At 37.6% G+C, this 22,331-nt stretch carries 18 protein-coding genes; 17 read left to right on the top strand and 1 reads right to left on the bottom strand.

Annotated elements, in window-relative coordinates; all coding sequences use genetic code 11:
- Positions 1-16: 16 nt before the first annotated feature.
- Positions 17-943 carry a 23S rRNA pseudouridine(2605) synthase RluB gene (gene rluB / locus H9653_RS07985; RefSeq protein ID WP_144297250.1) on the bottom strand — a complete coding sequence of 309 codons (927 nt, stop codon included), beginning with the start codon at positions 941-943 and terminating at the stop codon, positions 17-19.
- Positions 944-1,309: 366 nt separating this feature from the next.
- Between rluB and H9653_RS07980 the strand changes: the two genes are divergently transcribed.
- From H9653_RS07980 to H9653_RS07900, 17 genes are all read left to right on the top strand, one after another.
- Positions 1,310-2,416, top strand: a complete 1,107-nt coding sequence (locus H9653_RS07980) for a polysaccharide biosynthesis/export family protein (protein ID WP_191691732.1) — start codon at positions 1,310-1,312, stop codon at positions 2,414-2,416.
- 34 nt (positions 2,417-2,450) lie between these two features.
- Positions 2,451-2,882 carry a low molecular weight protein-tyrosine-phosphatase gene (locus H9653_RS07975; protein WP_191691730.1) on the top strand — a complete coding sequence of 144 codons (432 nt, stop codon included), beginning with the start codon at positions 2,451-2,453 and terminating at the stop codon, positions 2,880-2,882.
- Positions 2,883-2,927: 45 nt separating this feature from the next.
- Positions 2,928-5,192: a GNVR domain-containing protein gene (locus tag H9653_RS07970; RefSeq protein WP_191691729.1), complete on the top strand. Its 2,265-nt coding sequence runs from the start codon at positions 2,928-2,930 to the stop codon at positions 5,190-5,192.
- A 52-nt stretch (positions 5,193-5,244) separates the two neighbouring features.
- A complete protein-coding gene (locus H9653_RS07965) occupies positions 5,245-7,206 on the top strand; it encodes a polysaccharide biosynthesis protein (protein WP_191691728.1) in 1,962 nt (653 codons plus the stop codon).
- Positions 7,207-7,269: 63 nt separating this feature from the next.
- Positions 7,270-8,547 (top strand): Vi polysaccharide biosynthesis UDP-N-acetylglucosamine C-6 dehydrogenase TviB, encoded by a 1,278-nt coding sequence (gene tviB / locus H9653_RS07960; protein WP_191691727.1) that lies wholly within the window; start codon positions 7,270-7,272, stop codon positions 8,545-8,547.
- Between the two features lie 28 nt (positions 8,548-8,575).
- Positions 8,576-9,604: an NAD-dependent epimerase/dehydratase family protein gene (locus H9653_RS07955; protein ID WP_191691726.1), complete on the top strand. Its 1,029-nt coding sequence runs from the start codon at positions 8,576-8,578 to the stop codon at positions 9,602-9,604.
- 6 nt (positions 9,605-9,610) lie between these two features.
- A complete protein-coding gene (locus H9653_RS07950; protein ID WP_191691724.1) occupies positions 9,611-10,879 on the top strand; it encodes a flippase in 1,269 nt (422 codons plus the stop codon).
- On the top strand, positions 10,876-11,892 hold the full coding sequence (locus H9653_RS07945; RefSeq protein ID WP_191691722.1) for an ATP-grasp domain-containing protein: 1,017 nt from the start codon (positions 10,876-10,878) through the stop codon (positions 11,890-11,892). The genes H9653_RS07950 and H9653_RS07945 overlap by 4 nt, the downstream gene beginning before the upstream one ends.
- 3 nt (positions 11,893-11,895) lie before the next feature.
- Positions 11,896-13,263 carry a hypothetical protein gene (locus H9653_RS07940; RefSeq protein ID WP_191691721.1) on the top strand — a complete coding sequence of 456 codons (1,368 nt, stop codon included), beginning with the start codon at positions 11,896-11,898 and terminating at the stop codon, positions 13,261-13,263.
- A gap of 65 nt (positions 13,264-13,328) precedes the next feature.
- Complete coding sequence (locus tag H9653_RS07935) at positions 13,329-14,483, top strand: glycosyltransferase family 4 protein (protein WP_191691718.1); 1,155 nt, start codon at positions 13,329-13,331, stop codon at positions 14,481-14,483.
- Positions 14,484-14,607: 124 nt separating this feature from the next.
- The gene (locus H9653_RS07930; RefSeq protein ID WP_191691716.1) at positions 14,608-15,480 is read left to right on the top strand and encodes a glycosyltransferase family 2 protein; all 873 of its coding nucleotides are present in this window, start codon (positions 14,608-14,610) and stop codon (positions 15,478-15,480) included.
- 15 nt (positions 15,481-15,495) lie between these two features.
- The gene (locus H9653_RS07925; protein WP_191691715.1) at positions 15,496-16,860 is read left to right on the top strand and encodes a phenylacetate--CoA ligase family protein; all 1,365 of its coding nucleotides are present in this window, start codon (positions 15,496-15,498) and stop codon (positions 16,858-16,860) included.
- A 2-nt stretch (positions 16,861-16,862) separates the two neighbouring features.
- Positions 16,863-18,002 carry a glycosyltransferase family 4 protein gene (locus tag H9653_RS07920; RefSeq protein ID WP_191691712.1) on the top strand — a complete coding sequence of 380 codons (1,140 nt, stop codon included), beginning with the start codon at positions 16,863-16,865 and terminating at the stop codon, positions 18,000-18,002.
- A 17-nt stretch (positions 18,003-18,019) separates the two neighbouring features.
- Positions 18,020-18,643 (top strand): sugar transferase, encoded by a 624-nt coding sequence (locus H9653_RS07915; RefSeq protein ID WP_191691710.1) that lies wholly within the window; start codon positions 18,020-18,022, stop codon positions 18,641-18,643.
- Complete coding sequence (locus H9653_RS07910; protein WP_191691709.1) at positions 18,636-19,295, top strand: NeuD/PglB/VioB family sugar acetyltransferase; 660 nt, start codon at positions 18,636-18,638, stop codon at positions 19,293-19,295. The genes H9653_RS07915 and H9653_RS07910 overlap by 8 nt, the downstream gene beginning before the upstream one ends.
- Before the next feature lie 271 nt (positions 19,296-19,566).
- Positions 19,567-20,670: a sugar-transfer associated ATP-grasp domain-containing protein gene (locus H9653_RS07905; RefSeq protein WP_191691707.1), complete on the top strand. Its 1,104-nt coding sequence runs from the start codon at positions 19,567-19,569 to the stop codon at positions 20,668-20,670.
- Between the two features lie 419 nt (positions 20,671-21,089).
- Positions 21,090-22,292 (top strand): DegT/DnrJ/EryC1/StrS family aminotransferase, encoded by a 1,203-nt coding sequence (locus H9653_RS07900; RefSeq protein WP_191691705.1) that lies wholly within the window; start codon positions 21,090-21,092, stop codon positions 22,290-22,292.
- Positions 22,293-22,331: the final 39 nt, after the last annotated feature.

The raw sequence follows: 22,331 nt of genomic DNA, 5'->3' as shown, positions 1-22,331 counted from the left end.
ATTAACCTGTGACAGATTAACGCTTGTTGTTACGATCGCGGGTATTACGTGAACCGCGACTAGCAGGACTGCCACTGCTTTTAGGTTTTGCACTGCTAGGACGGTTATCGCTACGACTGTCAACACGGCGCGCTTTGAGCGGCTTGCTTTTGATACGTTCTTGCTTTTCTTTAGCTGCACCATGCAAACCAGTACCGTGACGCGGGCGTAAGCTGACCAAATCGGTTAAGGTATTGATGTCTTTTTTATCCAGCTCTAAGAAGCGTCCAGTACGCAGCTCTTTTGGCAGCGCAATCGACCCGTAACGCGTACGTAATAGACGGCTAACTTTAAGACCTTGCGATTCAAACAATCGGCGCACTTCGCGATTTCGACCTTCTTTTAGTCTGACGTGGTACCATTTATTGACGCCTTCACCGCCGCCTTCTTTGATATCTTCAAACTGTGCCATGCCATCTTCTAACATGACGCCAGCCGTTAGCGTACGCGCGATATCAGGAGTAACTTCACCAAGTACACGTACGGCATACTCGCGTGTGACTTCGCTAGACGGATGCATTAAGCGGTGCGCCATCTCGCCATCATTGGTAAATAAGAGTAGACCAGTTGAGTTAATATCCAAGCGCCCAACCATAACCCAGCGATCATGAGTCAATTTTGGCAAACGTTCAAAAACTGTTGGACGACCTTCTGGATCATTGGCAGAACATACTTCGCCTTCAGGCTTATAATAAGCTAAAACGCGACGACGCTTTTCATTTTCAGCCGTATATTTGATTTGACGACCGTCAACACGGATCTCATCGCCTTGTTCGACGCGGTCGCCGATGGTTGCGGGTCCATTATTAACGGTCACACGACCTGCTTTAATGACTTCTTCCATCTGACGACGTGAGCCAAGTCCCATGCGGGCGAGTGCTTTTTGCAGTTTTTCATCTTTCATAACGATATCCTTGAGTCGGTGGGTTTACATTTCTCAATGTATAATATTAGACTGAGTATTATACGCTATTTATCGAAGTGATGTTTAAGATTAGCTTTTAAGGCTATTATAATTAGCCAGTAGATGATGCTTTATTAAGTATGCCTAATTGACATTAAAAATTAAAAGCTTCATAAGAAATGAATATAAACTAATTGTTACTATTGCGTAATTTTTGCCAAAAATAGCCTATTATTATTCACTATTTAACCACCTATGTTATTATGGCTTTGCTTTTTTATGGTTGGTGTAACTTTTTAGTATGGTTGTCTCAATTGCGCTCGTTGCTAGACGCTACTTATATCTGTGATTTATAAAGGTTTTTTTATGTTCTTCAATTCATCAAAGTTATTAGGTGTGGCGTCTGTGCTTATGATAGGTCTGGTTTCAGGCTGTTCCAGCATTAACTCTGGCCTACAATCTGGTGAGCTGCCGCCCAGTGGTTCATTCGTAGCTGCGAGTGGTATACAGTTTAATGTGCAGCCGTTAAATTTGGCGACTTTGCCTCCGAAGCAGGCCGTTGTTCCTAGTAGCGATTTAACGCGTTTGCTAAGGACATCTGGGCAAGTTGACTACCGAATCTCGGAAGGTGATATTTTAGGTATTACGCTAGTAGGGTATCCAGAGATTGCGCCGCCTTTGACCAATAGTAGTAACACTGCTAACCCTTATGCCTTGGGCTTCCCTGTTGATCAACAAGGTTTCGTACAGTTTCCACTTATTGGACGTATTAAAGCCAGTGGCATGAGTGTGCCACAATTTACTGCCAATTTACAGAAACAACTGCAACGTTATCTTAAGTATTCAGACCCGCAGGTTAAAATCGTTAACTACCGTGGCAATAAATTCTTTATTGATGGTGAGGTTAAACAACCGGGCGAGTTTGCTATTGCTGATGTGCCTGTGTCGCTCTATGGCGCAATTTCTATGGCGGGCGGGGCCACTCCGACTGGCGACTCAAATAATGTCGTGCTAAACCGTAACGGTACTAGCTATAACATCGGCCTGGAGTCGCTGCGCCAAATGGGCGCTTCTGCTAACCAAATTTACCTGCGAGATGGCGACTCTATCCACGTCAATAGTCAAGACCGTAATAAAGTATATGTTTTAGGTGAGTTTGGTCAAGTAGAGCCAGTGCCTATTTTAGAGCAAGGTATTAGTTTGGCGCAGGTTTTGGGTGAGTCTAAAGGGCTTAATTCTGCTACAGCAAATGCGGCTAAAATATATGTGGTTCGTGATAATTTAAATACACGGGCAACAGATATTTACTATGTAGATATGCAGACCATAACCAGTTTTGCGCTAGCCAATCGTTTTGAGATGCACCCGAATGATATTGTTTATGTCGATCCAACTGGCTTAACGCGTTGGAATCGTGTTATCAGCGCTATTCTACCTTCTACGTCAGCTATTAGGTCGCTCTCAGGCTTATAGGCATTGGGCTTATAAATAATAGGTAATAATTATTATGGCATTTGATAATATTTTAGTGGTGTGTGTCGGCAATATTTGCCGTAGTCCCATGGCAGAAGCGTTATTAAAACAATGTTACCCTCATAAAAATATCGATTCTGCAGGGGTGGGGGCTTTAGTCGGGCACTCTGCAGATCCTGCCGCGCTAGAGATTATGGCAGGGCAAGAAATAGATATCACTAATCATGTCGCCAAACAAATTGACGAAGGTTTGGCAAAAAAAGCGGATTTGATTTTTACTATGTCAGACAGCCAGACCAAATGGATCGAAGAGCGCTGGCCGTTTTGCCGCGGTAAGACTTTTAAGCTCGGCCATTGGCAAGATAAAGATATTGCCGACCCCTATAAACATGAGATGAGTGCGTTTCAGACAGCATATCAAGATATTGTTGTTAGCCTAGAACAGTGGGCCGATAAAATTAGCTAAATAGCTGCTATTAAACGATTAACCTTAAGTGATGACCATACAGTTATGAATACAGATTCAAAGAACTTATCAAACGCTGCTTCCAAAGAAGATAATGACGAAATTGATCTTATGGCGCTACTTTTTGCCATTTTGCGTGGCTGGAAAGTCATTGTGTTTTTTGCTGTATTAGGGTTGGTAATAGGGATTTTGTATAGCAGATACGTCAATCCTACTTTTAAGTCGGATGCACTGATCCAAATTGAAGAGAATTCTAAGGGCGTTGCCGCATTAGGTGCGGATATTTCTGAGCTGATTGGCTCTGAAGTCAGTAAAGCCCAAGCAGAAGCAGAGCTGATAAGATCGCGTATGATCTTAGAGCCAGTGGTTAATTTGTTACATCTACGAATTCGTTTGTCCGATCCTAATATTGGCGCGTTGGATAGAATCAAGAGCAATAGTACGGATACTCAAATAAATAAACCGGAAGGTGTCTCTCTTAAAACCGAAGATGGTGAAGTAAAAATTAGCCAATTTAATGTCTCACAAGAGTATTTAAATCAACCTTTTACTTTGACACGCTCCGCGACAGGATTTGTGTTAACTAATGGTTTTGACGATTTTAAAGGCCAAATCGGTAAGGCGCATTTATTTAAAGGCACAGATGGTCAGATTCAAATTAAAGTTGATGATCTACCCGCTGATGGCTACTCGGTGAATATTACCAAGCAATCTCTTCAAACCACGACTGACCAGATAAATAGTGCATTATCTGTGGTTGAAAAAGGTAAGCAGACAGGCATTATTCAGCTATCTATGACTGGTGCCAATCAACAGCAAACCAGCTTGATATTAAAACAAATTGTCTTATCTTACATTGATCAAAATCAGTCTCGTGGCTCTGAAGAAACCACTAAAACCATTAGTTTTATGGAAACTCAGATTCCAACGTTAAAGAAAAAACTGGAAGACTCTGAAGCAGTATTTAATGATTTCCGTAAAAAGTACGGCACTATTGATGTAGGCAAAGAAGCAGAGTTGTTATTGACAGAAAACTCGCAAATCGATGCCCAACTCAATGAATTGAAGCTTAAAAAAGCGGATCTCACGACTTACTACACAGAAGAGCACCCTTTGGTTGTCCAGATCAATGAGCAACTGGCGGTACTTAATGCTAGAAAAAATGAGATAGACGATACTATCGCCGGTTTACCTGAAATACAAAGAGAGTTTTTACAACTGTCAGCTGACACGACGATTAATAGAGAGATCTATCTGACGCTACTTAAAAACTATGAACAGTTAAAAATCGTTAAAGCGGGTCAAATTGGTTTCGCCCGTATCATCGATTTGCCTATCAGTACTTATAAGGCCATTGCACCAAAGAAATTGCAAATTATGATATTGGCCATGCTATTAGGAGCGATGCTTGGAACGATGCTGGTACTGCTTAAAAATATGCTTAGAAATGTGGTCAAAGACCCTGAGCGTATTGAGGGTAAAACAGGCGTCCCTGTAGTAGCAACGATTCCACGTTCGCCACTACTCACCAGACTACGTAAAAATAAGAAAGCGCCCAATCGTTTGTTGGCCTATGTCGATAACAATAGTTTGAGCTATGAAGCTATTAAGAGCTTAAGAACGAACCTAATGTTCGGCATGCCAGTAGAAGGGCGGGCTGGTCAGCGCGCCAAAGTTATTCTTGTTACTGGCGAAAGCCCGGGCGTTGGTAAGTCCTTTATCTCTGCGAATCTGACAGAAGTATTTGCGCAGTTAGATAAAAAAGTGCTGATTATCGATGCTGATATGCGTTTGGGTGAGCTACATAGAGTGTTTAGCATGAGCCAAGATAATGGTTTAGCGGACTATTTATCACAGGATAAGACTCATTTATCAAAATCTAACGCCCAAACTACAGAAGTTATTACCAGTCAAGAGAGTAGTAACCTAGCAAGCTTTATTCATCCGACTGGCATAGATAATATTGACTTTATGCCACGCGGCCAGCATCCGCGTAACCCTGCTTCATTATTAGCCAATGGCAGTTTTAATCATTTAATGGCAGAGCTTAATTTGCATTATGATTATATTGTCATCGACTCGCCACCAGTATTGGCTGCTTCTGACGCTATGATACTAGCCCAGCACGCTGATAAGGTGTTGATGGTAACTAGATACGACGATTCTATAGAAGGGCAGCTGGTTTATGCGGTTAATCAGATGAATAAAGCCAATATAAAGGTCGACGGTATCATTCTCAACGATGTACAACAAGGGATTATGAGCAAATATAGTTATCACTATAGCTATGCTTATGGTAATAACCAATAGTTAGCTTTTTGGAAATTCTACCAAAATTCACGTTTTTAAGTGGTTGAGTGTTATGTCTACTAATTCAAAACCGTCAAGTGATTATCCATCACTTAATGGCAAAACTGGATGGCTACAACGTATAGCCGAATACTTGTTGTCATTACCTCGTAGTGTGAAACGAGCGATTTTACTCACTACAGACTTGGTAGCATCTTTAGTTTGTCTGTTCTTAGCTTTGTCGTTGCGCTATGGTGATATCGCTCATAACATTAGCCCTATCATATTACTATCTTATGGTACGCTGCCCATCATCGGTTTATATCTGATTGGCTTCTATAAAGGCGTAGCACGTGGTTTTTTAGACACGGTTATGGGTAGTGTGGCAAAGCTGTTCTTTTTGCTTATGGTGATCTATGAGATCATCATTTATTTAAATCCTTTAGAAGATATACCACGCTCCGTTCCCATTATATTTCTATTTTTCTTATTTATCTGGTTATGGAATAGTCGTCTTACTATACGTGAAATTTTGATGCGCTGGAGCGGTAGAGCCCAGCGTCGCCTTAAAGACGATGGTGTTTATGACAATGTTGTTATTTACGGCGCGGGAGAAGCTGGTCGAGATTTATTAGAAGGTCTTAGGAATTCGCATAAATATAATGTTGTAGCTTACGTTGATGATGATCCGCAGCTTGCTGATGCTTATTTGCTCGGTAAAAAGATTTATCCGGCTCATGATTTAGTAAGCTTAGTAGAAGAATTAGATATTGCGCAGGTATTTTTGGCTATTCCTTCAATCAGCCGCGCGCAAAAACGTCAGATTATAGACAAACTTTCAGGCATTGCGATAAAAATAAAAGAATTGCCCAGTCTAGAGGAAATCGCTGACGAAAAAGTGACCGTCAGTAGTATGCGCAAAGTGGATATCTTAGATGTGCTAGACAGACAGACTGTCGAACCTGATGAAAAATTGCTACAGATGAATATTAAAGATAAGTGCGTGTTAGTTACAGGCGCTGGTGGGTCTATCGGTAGCGAACTATGTCGTCAAGTAATTAAGAATAAGCCAAAATGTATCGTGCTCTATGAGCTGTCCGAGTTTGCGCTTTATAGTATTCATCAAGAGCTAACCATTAAGCAAGCAAATACGCCTGCTTATCAAGATATTAAAATCGTTGCAGTCATCGGTAACGTCACCAATGAATCGAACTTGCTTAGAATACTGAATCTCTATAACATTCAAACGGTTTATCATGCGGCTGCTTATAAACATGTGCCAATGGTTGAACACAACCCCTTTGAAGGCGTCATTAATAATACCAAAGGCACTTATCACTGCGCCCGGGCGGCGATTGCGGCAAATGTAGAGACATTTGTACTGATCTCAACCGATAAAGCCGTAAGACCGACGAACGTAATGGGTGCTTCTAAACGTTTAGCAGAATTGGTCTGTCAAGCATTAAGCCAAACGGATAGCCAAACCTGTATTAGTATGGTGCGTTTTGGTAATGTCCTTGGCTCATCGGGCTCTGTTGTGCCTTTATTTACTAAGCAAATAGAACAAGGTAAGCCGATTACTGTCACCCATCCTGATGTGACTCGTTACTTTATGACGATTCCAGAGGCGGCAAATCTGGTTATCCAAGCAGGCGCAATGGCATCGGGCGGTGAGGTGTTTGTTCTCAATATGGGCGAGCCCGTTAAAATCGTTGATCTAGCGCATCGCATGATTCACTTAAGTGGTTTTGATATTAAAGATGCAGCCCATCCTGAAGGTGATATCGCAGTCATTTTTACGGGTCTTAGAGCTGGAGAGAAGCTCTATGAAGAGCTGATCATCGGTGAAGACAACATTGAATCGACTTATCATCCATTGATCATGCAAGCAATAGAGCATAGCTTTCCATTAGATGAGCTTGAATCGGTATTGTTTGAGTTGAATGAAAAACAAAAAGAGTTTGATGTCCCTTGGCTAAAGCAGCGGTTTAAGCAGTTCGTCGCGGGTTATCAAGAAGGAACTAAAGCTGCATAACTCTCAGTAAATGCCTGAGATATTATAGTTAAATAAAACTGGTTAGATGAACAAAGGAACATTATGTTAGATATCAAGAATATAAAAATAGCGGTTATCGGACTTGGCTACGTCGGTTTGCCATTAGCGGTTGAGTTTGGTAAGCATATTCCGGTCGTCGGCTTTGATATAAATGCTACGCGTATCTCGGCACTTGCCGCAGGTACAGATCATACCTTGGAAGTTAGTGATGAAGAGCTAACCCAAGCATCACATTTGAGTTATAGCTCAGATATACAAGCGCTTAAAGACTGTAATTTTTTTATTGTTACGGTCCCGACACCGATCGATGATTATAAACAGCCTGATCTTACGCCTTTAATTAAAGCCTCAGAAGCTATTGGTAGTCTTCTTAAACAAGACGATATCGTCGTTTATGAGTCGACTGTCTATCCGGGCGCCACCGAAGAAGTTTGTATTCCGGTGTTAGAGAAAGTCTCGGGATTAACCTTCAATCAAGACTTCTATGCCGGTTATAGTCCTGAACGTATCAATCCTGGTGATAAAGAGCACCGCGTTACTAATATTTTAAAAGTAACGGCAGGCTCAACACCTGAAGTCGCTGATTTTGTCGATGAAGTGTACAATTTAATTATTACGGCAGGTACTCATAAAGCAGCAAGTATCAAAGTAGCAGAAGCGGCAAAGGTGATTGAAAATACCCAAAGAGATGTCAATATTGCCTTAATTAATGAGTTAGCTGTTATTTTTAATAAAATGGGTATCGATACCCAAGCAGTCTTAGAAGCTGCTGGCACCAAGTGGAATTTTTTACCGTTTCGTCCAGGCCTCGTCGGTGGTCACTGCATCGGTGTAGATCCTTATTACCTAACTCATAAAGCCCAAGCGATTGGTTATAATCCAGAAATTATCTTGGCTGGACGTCGCTTGAATGACAGCATGGGTGAGTATGTGGTCACGCAGTTGGTCAAAACCATGATTAAAAAGCGGATTCAGGTTGAAGGTGCTAAAGTTCTGATATTGGGACTAAGTTTCAAAGAAAACTGTCCCGATGTGCGTAACACCAAGGTCATTGATATTGTCCATGAGCTAGAAGAATATAATATCGAAGTTGATGTTTATGACCCTTGGGTAGATAAAGCAGAAGCTGAACGTGAATATGATGTTACGCCTATCAGCAAGCCAGATGTGAATCACTACGACGGTATCATCTTAGCCGTCGCTCATAATGAGTTCGTCGAGATGGGCGTGGAGAAAATCAGAGCGCTTGGTAAAACCAGTCATGTTCTTTACGATTTAAAATATGTCTTTAGTAAAGAAGATACTGATATCCGCCTATAAATCTATAAAAATACGGACAATAATCGTTATGACGTCAATAGCATATGAAAAAATTAAAAAGTCGCTAATCAATGAGCCAAAAACTTGGCTAATTACTGGGGTAGCGGGATTCATTGGCTCTAATTTACTAGAAGAGCTATTGTTACTAAATCAAAAAGTAGTCGGTTTAGATAATTTTGCCACTGGCTTTCAGCATAATTTAGATGAAGTACAAGGTTTGGTAAGCAAAGATCAGTGGCAGAACTTTACCTTTATAGAAGGTGATATTCGTAATCTAGATGACTGTCAGGCAGCATGTATAGGCGTGGACTATGTGTTGCATCAAGCAGCACTGGGTTCGGTGCCGCGCTCTATCGCTGATCCTATCAATACTAATGATACTAATATCTCAGGCTACTTAAATATGCTCGTAGCAGCTCGTGATGCTCAGGTAGCTAGCTTTACCTATGCGGCGAGCAGCTCAACCTATGGCGATCATCCAGCTTTACCAAAAGTCGAGAATGCTATTGGTAACCCGTTATCACCCTATGCGGTGACTAAATATGTTAATGAGCTGTATGCAGATGTATTCTCACGTACATATGGCTTTAAGACGATTGGGCTACGTTATTTCAATATCTTTGGTAAACGCCAAACACCTGATGGAGCCTATGCCGCGGTAATCCCAAAGTGGACGGCTGCTATGATTGCAGGCGATGAGGTATTCATTAATGGTGATGGTGATACTAGTCGCGACTTTAATTTCATTGAAAATGCGGTACAAGCTAATATTTTGGCAGCGACTGCTAATGAAGAAGCCAAGAACCAAGTATACAATGTCGCTGTGGGCGGTCGTACTACCCTTAATACGCTATTTTCAGCACTAAAAGAACATTTAGAAGCTAATGGCGTTAGCTACACTCAAGCCCCGGTCTATCGAGATTTTAGGGCAGGAGACGTGCGTCATAGTCAGGCTGATATTACTAAAATACAAAATGCGTTAGGCTATGAGCCACAGTTTGATATTATTCAAGGTATTGAGAAAGCGATGCCTTGGTATGTTAAATCATTAGTTTAAAATAATATGATAAATAAAGTCAAAGCGCTTATTGGTCGCGTTAATAAGAGTAAAGATGGAAAAGTCTTAGCGAGCAACTTTGGCTATTTAATGCTTTTACAGATTGCAGGTTACATTTTCCCTTTAATTACTATCCCTTATCTGGCACGTGTTATCGGTGTGGAAGGTTTTGGGAAAATAGCGTTTGCCGCCGCCGTAGTGGTATGGTTTCAGACAGTAGCTGATTGGGGTTTTAAATATACAGCTACACGTGATGTAGCGCGAAATCGAGATGATTTAGAAAAAGTTTCTGAAATATTCTCGAACGTGCTTTGGGCAAGAATAGTATTGATGCTGCTGTCATTTACACTCCTTATTATAGCAATAGCTACAATACCTTACTTTAAAGAAAACCAGTCCATACTATTAATAACTTTTCTTTTAGTACCAGGTCATATATTGTTTCCTGATTGGTTCTTTCAGGCTATGGAGCGAATGAGGTTTATCACTATCTTCAACCTAGGCTCTAAAGCATTATTCACAGCATTAGTTTTTGTCTTTATAAAAGAAAAAACAGACTTTATACTTCAGCCATTATTTATTACATTAGGCTATGCTGTTTCTGGATTATTTTCTATGTATATAGTGGTGGCCAAGTGGAAGGTAAAGATATTACCCCCTAAGCCTACTGCTATTTATAGTACTATAAATAGCAGTACTGATGTATTTATTAATAATATAATGCCCAATTTATATAATAGTTTCTCAATAGTTTTACTGGGCTTTTATGGTGGTAGTGTTTCGACAGGACTGTTAGATGCTGGTAGTAAGTTCATAGGTATATTCCAGCAGTTTATAACAGTTATATCACGCGTGTTTTTCCCATTTCTATCTCGTCGTTCAGAGAAACATAATATTCTTGTTAAAATAAATTTATCAGTATCAATAGCTGCTTCTGTAATCCTTTTTTCTTTAGCGCCTATAATTATAAAAATATTCTTCACTGAAGAATTCTACCAAGCAATTCCTATATTGCAAATAATGTCAGTGTCAATAATATTTTTATCATTAAGTAACGTATATGGACTTAATTATTTAATAATTCACGGCTATGAAAAAGACTTAAGGAATATCACGTTTATAGTTTCCTTCATAGGGTTTGTATTATCTTTTCCCCTGGTGTATTTTTATGACTTTATAGGTGCAGCTATCATAATTACGCTTACTAGGGGGATTTTAGGTCTAAGTATAATGTATAAAGCTCGAACTATAATTAAAGGTAAGGTTACCGCATGAAAAGAATAGCTATACATCATAGAGAAGGTAGTTTCTCAGAGGGTTGGATTCAATATTGTAATAAAAATGGTATTGATTACAAGATAGTCAATGCATACGCTAACGACATCATTAAACAAATCGATGACTGTGATATATTTTTGTGGCATCACAGTAATTATGATTATCGTGATGCATTATTTGCTAAGCAGTTATTATATTCTATAAAAAATAAGGGCTTAAAGGTTTTTCCTGATTTCTATACTAATTGGCACTTTGATGATAAGGTTGCGCAAAAATATTTACTAGAATCTATTAATGCACCATTAGTTCCATCGTACGTCTTTTATACGAAAAAAGAGGCTATGGCCTGGGTGCGTTCAATAAAACTACCTATAGTATTCAAATTAAGAGGTGGATCTGGTAGCTCTAATGTCAAATTAGTAAAAACTAAGAAGGAAGCTTTTAATTTAATTAATCAAGCTTTTGGGTCAGGATTTTCACAGTTTGATAGATGGAACCATTTGAAATTTCGTTTGAGTAATTATAAAGCAGGAACAGAAAGTATCTCAGCTATTCCTAAAGGGCTAATTCGTAGCGTAATTGGCTCTAGTTATTCAGATATGTGCTCAAAAGAGAAAGGTTATATTTATTTTCAAAAATTTATACCTAATAATAACTATGATACTAGGGTGGTTGTAATTAACGGAGAAGTTATAGCAGCTGAACGACGCTTTGTCCGCGAAGGTGATTTTCGTGCTTCTGGCAGTGGGCAATATAGCTATGAAGACATAAATTTATCTATTTTAGAAATAGCATTAAGCGTAGCTAAAAGATTATCTCTACAGTCTGTTGCTTTTGATTTTATTCTTGATGAAGACCAAAAGCCACTAATTGTCGAGATTAGTTATGGCTTTGGTATTGGTGGTATATCAGGTGTTCCAGGTTACTGGGATAAAAATCTAAACTGGTATAACGATAAATTTAGACCTGAATATTGGATAATTGAGAATCTGATACAAGAAGCAACTTAGTTTATGAAAGCTACTTTAATTCCAATACTATTACTAAGTTTTATCTCCCTACTATATATAATAGTAGGGAGCGATAGCTCTCATTTTTCAAGCATTTTTTTATTACCCTTATGCTTGTTTATGACATCCTTAGTGTTTAATCAAATTCATTTAAACTACACTAATAGTACAGTATTTAAGCTCTTTGTAATCCAGATGGGCATACGCTATTCAATTTTACCTGCTCTGCTTAGTTCCAACTATGAGCTTCAAACCATTTATAGTTTTAATACTGCTATTATCATTATGGTATTAGAGCTCTTTGCTTGTCATATTGTTTTATTTCTATTTCAAGGAAAACAGAAATATAGTTATTTGAATAAAAGAACATATATTGAGCCTTTAAAACAAATACCTCTCATCGTAATATTTTTAGTACTTTTGCTTCTATATATATATATTACAGGAGCTTTTAACACAATCAATCCTATATGGAGCTTAAGTGATTACATAGAAACATATATAACCAATAATGAAGATCTTATCTCTTCAGGTTATGGCCCTTTAGCCTTCAAATTATTTAGAGCTTTATTAGCTCTAGTTGCTATTAGTGTTATTGCTCGCAGTCACAACATCAAAAATAGCTATAAGAAATGGATGTATTTATTAGTAATTATTATATCTAATTTATATATAATCGGTACTAGCCGATTCAGCATCATATTATTTTCTTTACCCTTACTATTTCTTGTCGCTGATTTATTGAATAAAAGAGATTCACGTAGAATTTTATCTATAGCCACTATAGCAATAGTTATAGTATTAAGCATTGCTAGTGTCGCAAAGTTTAGTAGATATGGCAATAACGCTGATCTTAGCAATATTTTATCAGCTACTTCTCTAAATGCTTATTTTGCAGGACCATTACTAATCAGTAATGGATTGGATGCTGGATCAGATATTAAGGGCTATGAGTCTGTACTATTTTTATTTAACGATACTTTTAACAATATCCCCCTTCTATCTCATTTTACTAGCAATGAATTTAAAACAAATATTATTTTTAATGAATCGATATATGGTCACCGTGACTATAGTGATCAAATCGTTCCTTTAAGTATCAGTGGGTATTTCCATTTTGGGATACTAGGTGTAATGTTCTACTCCTCAATGCTTCTTGCTTTAGCATTATGGTTTGAGAGAAATGCTTATAAGGAACCCAATATAGGTTTTAAATACTTTTACATCTCTTTATCAATTTCATTAAGTTTAATATTTATGAGTAATCTTAGTGGTAGCTATGCAAACATAGTTAGAAATTATTTGTTCCTATTTTTCCCTTTATTGTTAATTAGTTACTCAACTAAGTTACGAATACATAAAAAAAATTAAAGCAATTAGGCTTAAACTAAGAATAATATTTTTAATATCAGAAAAAATAGGATGGAAGTTTGTAAATGAAAGTAATATTTTTAGAGGCAGTACAGAGTTTCGGAGGGGCGCGTAAGAGCACACTTGAACTCGCTAAAAGAATGCAGGATATTGGACATGATGTACTGATAGTAGATTTCTGGGGCTGTGTTGACTCATTTATAAATAAGATCCATGATTATAATCTACAATATATAATTTTAGATAAACGAGATTCTCCAATTCTTATATCAGATCCTAATAAAGTTAAGAAAGTAAAAAATACGATATCGTACTCTACTCATCAGCTCAAGTACCGAGCTAAATTTAAAAAAATTGTAGACGAATTTCAGCCCGATATTGTATGCGTCAATAATATAAAGTGCTTAACTATTTTACAACCCAATTCATCTTATAAAATTGATTACTTTGTAAGAGGCTGGTTCGAAGGTCATAAATTGACTTCGAAAACTCGTTTTTTATTAAAAGCATATCAGCCAAGATTCTTAACAGTTTCACAATCTACAAGACAGGCTGTCTATACTTCAGGGCTAGCTAAACTTAAGAATATAAAAGTTCTTCATAGCGTTATTAGTGACAAAGTATTTAAAAGCTACGAGCCAAGTTACACCAAGTTTAGTAAAGAAAACCCAATAAGAATTTTACACTCAGGAGGGTTTCTTCCTTCTAAGGGTCAACATATCGCTTTAGAAATAGCTAAAAAATTAGAAGAAAAATCGATAAGCTATAAACTAACGCTAACAGGGATTATTTATTCAGGTACAGCTTCAAAAAAATATTATGAACATATAATAAGCTTAATACGCCAATATCAACTACAGGAAAATGTAGAGATAGTATTAAATAAATCAGATATTATAGATTACTTCAAATCTTGTGATATATTGATCCATCCTTCAGAAACAGAGGGATTACCCAGAGTTGCTTTAGAGTCATTTTCTTTTGGAAAGCCAGTTATCGCTAATCCAGTGGGTGGTGTAACTGATGTTGTTCTTCATAACTTTACTGGATTTATCACTGACTATAATGACATTAATCAATATGTAGAATATATAAGTTCCTATACTAATAATCTAGAACTGTATATTTTGCATAGTCAAAATGCCAGAAACCTGATTCAACAAAACTATCTGGACTCCCATCAATATAACCTTATAAATAAGACTTATCCTCTAAAATAAATTTATATTTTAAATCTTAACGCTTTTTCTTTTAAGTTTTAGTCAGTGAAAATAATATAGTACCTTAACCTTATACTCAAAAACATAAACGAATGACTTCATATAATATATACAGGACCTTTAGATGAAAGTAACTATTGCTATACCTATATATAACGCGGAAAAATATCTAGAATTAGCTATCCAATCAGTTCTTAATCAAAGCTTTACTGACTGGGAATTATTATTAGTCGATGACGGCTCTACTGATAAGTCACTAGAGATAGCTAAAAAATATGAAAAGATAGATAATAGAGTCAGAATGCTCTCTGATGGGATGAATAAAAAACTTCCATATAGACTTAACCAAATCATACGGGAGTCTAAAGGTAATTATATTGCGCGTATGGATTCTGACGACTTAATTCATCCGGATAGGTTGAATATACAAGTAAAATTTTTAGAGACTAATCCCCAGTATGATTTAGTTTCAACAGGCTCAGTATCTATCGACAACAACCATAAAGTTTATGGTTACCGTAACACTCAAAAACTACATACAAATTTCTCTTCATTACAAACCTCCTATCCTATTATCCACGCTTCCGTATTAGCCAAGAAGAGCTGGTATGAAAGGAATAAATATAATACTGATTACCCTAGATCGCAGGACTATGAGCTATGGTGTAGAACCTCTTTGAATAATGACTTAAAAATAGCTATATTGCCAGATTTATTATATTACTATAGGGAAGAAGGGATCCTAGATCCAAAAAAACTAACTAGTTCATATATCAATGGTTTAAGAATATTCGCTAAATTTTCTGGGACTGCTCAGCCTCAGAAAACTACTAAAATTGCTTTAAAAGTTGCTTTAAAAGTAATTGCTGCGCATGGACTAAACAATGTAGGCTTATTACAAAAAGTTGCAGCTTTACGAAATAATAAGGATATATCCTTAGGTATCATAAAAAAGCATCAGAGAGTTGTAGATAAAATCATAAGTGATAACAAATAAAGCTAGGAAAAAGTAATGTCTGCTTCAAAGTTTATATTCAAATTAGTACCATTTGGAATTCAAAATTTAGCAATATCTCTCATAAACGCAAATCTTTATCGAGTAAGACATGATAACTTATACCTGTATTATCGAAAATATTATGCAAAATGGGATAATGCTTCAGAAATAGAACTTAATACGGAAGCTAAAAACCGGTTCAAAAGCTTTATAAATCATGTTAAGAAAAACTCTCATTGGTATAATCAGACATTATCACCAGATAGTATATATGATTTGCAGTCAACTCCTATTTTAGAAAAAACAGATATTATTAATAACTTAGATGAGATTAGAACAGTTTCTGAAAAACAGGGGATTGTAAGTTTAACAGGAGGCACTACAGGTGCCTCCATGAAGGTAATCTACACGAAAGAGGATATGCAAGAACGTTTTGCAATACTTGATAATTTTAGAGCAAAGCATGGCTATAAACTCGGAAAAAAGACTGCATGGTTTTCCGGTAAGAACCTTATTTCTCAAAAAGATATCAATAAGGGAACATGCTCCCATTATGACTTTATTAATAAAATACGCTTCTATTCTACATTTCATATAAATAAAAAGAATTTTAATGTCTATTGGGAGTCCTTAAGTAAATTTAAACCTGAATTTATTGTTGGCTTTCCCTCTAGTGTATATGAAATTTGTGAAATAGCGGATAGTATGGGGTTAGAATTGGACCATAAGGTTAAAGTTTTTTTCCCTACCGCAGAAACTGTTCTACCTAAACATAGAGAAGTTATAGGTAAAGTATTAGGGTGCAAATTAGTAGATCAATATGCATCTTCCGAGGGAGCACCTTTTATTCTTGAATGTGAATCTGGTAACTTACATATTCATCCTCTAACTGGAATATTTGAGGTTGTTGATGAGAATTTACAGCCAGCTAAAGATGGCCAGTTATTAGTAACGTCTTTTACCACTAGGGGGACCCCTTTGGTACGTTATAGAATTGGAGACAGTATAAAGCTATCCTCTGAAGATAAGACTTGTACTTGTGGCTCAGTTTTTCCATTAGTTGATGAAATACAAGGACGTACGACTGATTATCTTGTATCCCCAACTCATGGTAAAGTGAATTTAGGAAACCTAAGCAACAGCACGAAAGACGTGAACGGCATTATTAAATTCCAAGCAATACAAAATGCACTGAACAAGATTGAAGTCTTAGTAGTCGTAAATCATAATTTCGATAGCTCTGAACAAATCAAGTTTGAGTCAGCGTTAAAGGAAAGGTTTGGACCGGAAGTTACTCTAACAGTAAATATAGTTGCAGACATACCTACTGAAAAGAGTGGTAAATTCCGAATCATTAAAAATAACTTAAGTCTAAATTAATTATGAAATTTCTAATTATAGCCAGCTATCCAGGCTCTATCCTAAAATTTCGTGGCGCTTTGATTGAAGCATTACAGAACAAAGGGTTTGAGATACATATTGCAGCCCCTGAATTTGGTAACCACCCCGAAGATGTTACAGTGCTTAAGAACCTAGGTTACACACTTCATGATATACCACTGCAACGAACTGGCACTAATCCTCTAAAGGATGCTGCTGCGTTATCTGTACTATATTTAATAATGAAGAAAGTTAAACCTAGCTATGTTATGAGCTATACAATCAAGCCTGTCATCTATGGAATACTAGCAGCGTGGGCATCAAAGATTCCTAACCGCTATGCCCTAATAACGGGATTGGGCTATGCCTTTCAACAGGTTGAAGAAACAGGTCATCGCAGTAATCTACAGAAACTTATACATGGACTGTATAAGCAAGCTCTATCAAAGACGTCCAAAGTTTTTTTTCAGAATCCAGATGACCTAAACCTATTTAAACAGCTAAAGCTTATTTCCCCTGCTACACCTACAGCAGTAGTCAATGGCTCAGGGGTCGATATCTCTGAGTATGAAGTTGTGCCCTTACCTGTCGCAGGTGATAATACTACCGAACTCAGATTTCTGCTTATTGCCCGCCTGCTTGGAGATAAAGGAGTCAGAGAGTATGCGCAAGCTGCCAAACGTATTAAAGCAAAATATCCTCAAACTCAATTTGCCTTGGTCGGTTGGATTGATGACAATCCAGACAGTATAGAACAGCAAGAGTTGGATAACTGGATTGAAGATGGAACTATTAACTTCTGGGGTAAGCTTTCAGATGTCAAGCCAGCTATAGCCGCTAGTTCAATTTATGTTCTACCCTCCTATAGAGAAGGTACACCTCGTACAGTGCTAGAGGCTATGGCAATGGGAAGACCAGTGATTACTACCGATGCACCAGGCTGTCGCGAAACTGTTACAGATGGGGTTAATGGATTTTTAGTACCTGTTAAATCAGTAGATAAACTGACTGAGGCTATGGAGAGATTGATCGCCGATCCGGCTTTGATTAATACTATGGGTAAAGCATCTCGCCAAATCGCTGAAGAAAAATTCGACGTACACGCTGTCAATACATCTATGCTCAAAGAAATGGGGCTATAGCTTACAAGGTCATTCATATGCTCAAAAGACTAATCGATATTACTGCCAGTGGCGCAGCTTTAACTGTTCTATCTCCGGTATTAGCTATTACGGCTTATAAAGTAAAAAAGAACTTAGGATCTCCTGTCTTATTTAAACAAACACGCCCTGGCCTAAATGGCAAGCCGTTTGAAATGATTAAGTTTCGTACCATGAAAGATGCCACTGATAGTGATGGCAACTTATTACCAGATAGCGAACGTTTAACGCCATTTGGTCAAAAGTTGCGCAGTACCAGTATTGATGAGCTGCCTGAGCTTTGGAATGTATTAAAAGGTGATATGAGCTTAGTAGGCCCTCGCCCACTGTTAATGGAGTACTTGCCTCTGTACAACAGTGAACAAGCGCGTCGGCATAATGTTCGCCCAGGAGTAACTGGCTATGCTCAAGTCAACGGTCGAAATGCGATAAATTGGGAGCAGAAATTTGCGCTCGATACTTGGTATGTTGATAACCAATCACTATGGCTAGACTTCAAAATTCTAGCGAAGACAGTTAAACAAGTACTTATCAAGGATGGTATTAGTGCTGACGGTGAAGCGACAATGAGTAAGTTTACGGGTTCTCAAAACCAGTCCGCTTTAGAAAATAGCTATGAGTAAAGTATTTGCTGTTTATGGCGCTTCAGGCTGTGGTCGGAGCTTAATGCCAGTAGCTGTTGATCAATTACAAAGATTAGATACTCAAGTAGATAGCCAAATCGTATTTATTGACGACGCATTAGATAAAGATACTAATGTTAACGGCTATACAGCGATGAATTATGCAAGATTTAAAAGTATAGATAGTGATAATAAGTTTGTCCTAATTGCCATTGCTAATAGCAGCATTCGTCAAAAAATTGCAGATAAACTGGTTCAAGATGGTATCTCGTTGTGGACAGTAAAAGGAACGACCACCTTAATTATGGATGCAGTCAGTATCGCTGCCGGTGCTGCACTCAGTCCATTTGTCACTATTGCTGCTAATGTGACTATCGGTACATGCTTCCATGCCAATTTATATAGCTATGTGGAACATGATTGCGTGATTGGCGATTATGTCACCTTTGCCCCACGCGTCAGTTGCAATGGCAATATTCATGTCCATGACCATGCTTATATCGGCACAGGGGCAGTCATTAAGCAAGGCACACCTGATAAGCCATTAGTTATTGGTAAAGGTGCCATTGTTGGGATGGGTGCGGTGGTTACCAAAGACGTACCAGCTGGGGCAGTCATGATTGGTAATCCTGCAAGACCAATCAATAAATGAAAAACTCAGAATCAAATATTACATTATAAATTACTAATCATGAATTTAATAAAACTTTATCAATACCGAAATATAATATGCTAAAGTCAGTCAGGTATAGTTAAAGGTAGCCAATCTATTTTAAATATCTATGCCTTTCCAAAATAAGATAAGTTAAGAGTAGTGGATGTAGCTTGGAGATATCAGCTAAATTTTTAAAAATTATTTTATTATGGCTTAATCCTTACGTATTACAGATGAAACATCTATGCTCATATTGGGAGTTCTATAAATGAAATATCGCTTAAATAATAAGACTAAAAATGCTATTAAATCTATTGTCTTTAGTACAACGCAAAGTAATTTCCTAGTTCAGTCTGTTGCTTTTAAGGTACGTTATGGAAATGTAAATAAGAAATTATTTAAAAAAAGCTTAAGTCCTAATATCTTAAATAATTATCGAGAAAAATGGCAGCATCTTGGATACCCGGTTGAGACAAAAACCTTATTACTCTCGTACAACTTGTCTGGGATAGTGGATTTAAATATTGTACCTGAAAATATATTTGCAGCAGTTATTGAGCCAAGTATTAACTACTATAAGGACAAGCAATTATCCTTACTTTCAACCAAAAATTTTTATGAAAAATGGTTTGATAACGCAAAAGTATTCCCAAAAAGTTACCTTCATAAGATAGATGATATTTTTTATGATTCAAAACTAAATCGAATTGATGATATAGGTCTTTATCTTGTTAATTTTAAGTTTGAATATCCATTAATTTGCAAGCCAAGTTTAGGAACTGCAGGTGGTGAAGGTGTTAAAACTATCAAATCTCTTGATGAGTTAATAGATAGTTTAGAATCCTACAAACATTTGGTTATTCAAGAAAAGATAAGACAAAGTAGCTATCTAAGTTCTATCAATCCTGATATTAATAGCATTAGGACTTGCTTGTATAGAGACTTGAGCGGTAATTTCAACGTACTTAACAATAGCATACGCTTTGGTATAAATGGTAGTTTAGACAATGAAACTGCGGGTGGTATTGTTTGTAACATTCAGGATGAAGGACAGCTTAATGAATATGCTGTTTCTAAATACTGTGATATTTATTTCAATCATCCAAATACTGGTATCGAATTTTCTGATGTAAAAATTCCTAATTATGAGGAATTGATAAATATTTCTGTAGAGCTTGCTAACCAAATTCCTCTAGCGAATATAGTTAGTCTTGATATGTGTTTAGATGAAAATAATAAATGGAGATGTATTGAAGTTAATTTGGATAATCAAACCATAAGATTCAGCCAATATGCTGGCAAAGGTTTTTTTGGGGATTTTACTGACGAGGTCATACAACGTGTATTAAATGATAAAGCTTCAAGTATCTAATAAAGATTTTTTGTAACTTCATAAGTTTATAATTTCATAAATGAATCTTCAATGTCAACTAGGTAGAGTAAGTTCTCATTGCTGGCTTATCTATGGTGCTATATTTAAAAAAGGTCTTCACTCTACTAGCATTGCGTAATACGAACCATTACCACTGACCAATCAGGTTGTAGAGCGCGCTAAATAGATGAGTAAAAGCCGTGTTTGCGATAACCCAGAGAGCAAGTGATAGTTAGTTGTAGTAAAATCATTTAGTTAATTTATTTTATAATACTTTTAGAGTCAGATAAATATACTATATTCCCTAAAAATAGAAATTATATGTTTGCTCTCTAAAAAATGAGATTTATAATTATAGATATTTGTTGATAAAATATAAATGCTGTTATTCCATTATTAATAAGGTATAGATTCAGATTATGCTAAACACCCTATTTTCACCTTGGCCAAGCTTTACTCAAGAAGAGGCTGATGCGGTCAGTCAAGTATTATTATCCAACAAGGTAAATTACTGGACAGGGCAAGAGTGTCGTCAGTTTGAGACTGAGTTTGCTAAATGGGCTGATAGCAAATATGCCATTGCAATGGGCAATGGTACGTTGGCATTAGACGTTGCCTTACAAGCGTTAGATATCGGCGCAGGCGATGAAGTAATCGTCACGCCGCGTACCTTTATCGCTAGTATATCTTCAGTTGTCAATGCGGGAGCGACCCCTGTTTTTGCTGATGTCGATGAAGCAACTGGTAATATTACGCCTGAGTCGATCGCGGCGGTATTGACGGCTAAGACCAAAGCTATCGTCTGCGTGCATTTGGCAGGCTGGCCTTGTGATATGGATGGCATCATGGCGTTGGCGGATAAGCATAATCTATACGTAATTGAGGATTGCGCGCAGGCGCACGGTGCGCTCTATAAAGGTCGTAGCGTTGGTAGTATCGGCCATATCGGTGCGTGGAGCTTTTGCCAAGATAAAGTGATGACCACAGGCGGTGAAGGCGGTATGGTCACCACCAATGATGAGCAATTATGGCGCAAAATGTGGGCTTATAAAGACCATGGCAAAAGCTATGCAGCGGTCTATGAGGCCGAGCATCCACCAGGCTATCGCTGGCTGCATGAAAGCTTTGGTACCAATTGGCGCATGACTGAAATGCAAGCAGTGCTTGGTCGTATTCAATTAACGAGGATGCCTGATTGGACCGCCAAACGTACGGCTAATGCTCAAGCTATCTTAGATGCCTGTGCGAAATGGGAAGCCAAAGGCTATCTTTCTGTACCAAGACTAGAAGAATCAGCGCAGTTTGCAGATTCGACCCACGCCTATTATAAGCTCTACGTTTATGTGCAACCAGACAACCTACCGAAAGAGTGGTCACGAGATCGGATTATTGAAGAGATAAATAAGTTAGGGGTTCCTTGTTTTTCTGGTTCCGCTTCTGAAGTTTATCTGGAAAAAGCGTTTGATAATACAGGTTTGCGTCCTGAAAGCAGATTGCCAGTCGCCAAGCAGCTCGGCGAAACCAGCTTGATGTTTCTCGTGCATCCAACGTTAACGGAAGACGAAATTAAGCAAACCGTACAAGCAATTGATAGCGTATTTGCGAATATACATAACCAATAAGATATCAGTTGTTGAGTTAAGTTAAATTTAGTTACATTA

The sequence above is a fragment of the Psychrobacter communis genome, assembly GCF_014836505.1.
GTDB lineage: Bacteria > Pseudomonadota > Gammaproteobacteria > Pseudomonadales > Moraxellaceae > Psychrobacter > Psychrobacter faecalis.
Note: the sequence above shows the minus strand (reverse complement) of the source record. Positions and strands in the feature narration are given on the sequence as shown.

Coding starts and splice junctions, on each gene's coding strand:
- rluB (WP_144297250.1), bottom strand. CDS start 943: ATGAAAGATGAAAAACTGCAAAAAGCACTCGCCCGCATGGGACTTGGC.
- H9653_RS07980 (WP_191691732.1), top strand. CDS start 1,310: ATGTTCTTCAATTCATCAAAGTTATTAGGTGTGGCGTCTGTGCTTATG.
- H9653_RS07975 (WP_191691730.1), top strand. CDS start 2,451: ATGGCATTTGATAATATTTTAGTGGTGTGTGTCGGCAATATTTGCCGT.
- H9653_RS07970 (WP_191691729.1), top strand. CDS start 2,928: ATGAATACAGATTCAAAGAACTTATCAAACGCTGCTTCCAAAGAAGAT.
- H9653_RS07965 (WP_191691728.1), top strand. CDS start 5,245: ATGTCTACTAATTCAAAACCGTCAAGTGATTATCCATCACTTAATGGC.
- tviB (WP_191691727.1), top strand. CDS start 7,270: ATGTTAGATATCAAGAATATAAAAATAGCGGTTATCGGACTTGGCTAC.
- H9653_RS07955 (WP_191691726.1), top strand. CDS start 8,576: ATGACGTCAATAGCATATGAAAAAATTAAAAAGTCGCTAATCAATGAG.
- H9653_RS07950 (WP_191691724.1), top strand. CDS start 9,611: ATGATAAATAAAGTCAAAGCGCTTATTGGTCGCGTTAATAAGAGTAAA.
- H9653_RS07945 (WP_191691722.1), top strand. CDS start 10,876: ATGAAAAGAATAGCTATACATCATAGAGAAGGTAGTTTCTCAGAGGGT.
- H9653_RS07940 (WP_191691721.1), top strand. CDS start 11,896: ATGAAAGCTACTTTAATTCCAATACTATTACTAAGTTTTATCTCCCTA.
- H9653_RS07935 (WP_191691718.1), top strand. CDS start 13,329: ATGAAAGTAATATTTTTAGAGGCAGTACAGAGTTTCGGAGGGGCGCGT.
- H9653_RS07930 (WP_191691716.1), top strand. CDS start 14,608: ATGAAAGTAACTATTGCTATACCTATATATAACGCGGAAAAATATCTA.
- H9653_RS07925 (WP_191691715.1), top strand. CDS start 15,496: ATGTCTGCTTCAAAGTTTATATTCAAATTAGTACCATTTGGAATTCAA.
- H9653_RS07920 (WP_191691712.1), top strand. CDS start 16,863: ATGAAATTTCTAATTATAGCCAGCTATCCAGGCTCTATCCTAAAATTT.
- H9653_RS07915 (WP_191691710.1), top strand. CDS start 18,020: ATGCTCAAAAGACTAATCGATATTACTGCCAGTGGCGCAGCTTTAACT.
- H9653_RS07910 (WP_191691709.1), top strand. CDS start 18,636: ATGAGTAAAGTATTTGCTGTTTATGGCGCTTCAGGCTGTGGTCGGAGC.
- H9653_RS07905 (WP_191691707.1), top strand. CDS start 19,567: ATGAAATATCGCTTAAATAATAAGACTAAAAATGCTATTAAATCTATT.
- H9653_RS07900 (WP_191691705.1), top strand. CDS start 21,090: ATGCTAAACACCCTATTTTCACCTTGGCCAAGCTTTACTCAAGAAGAG.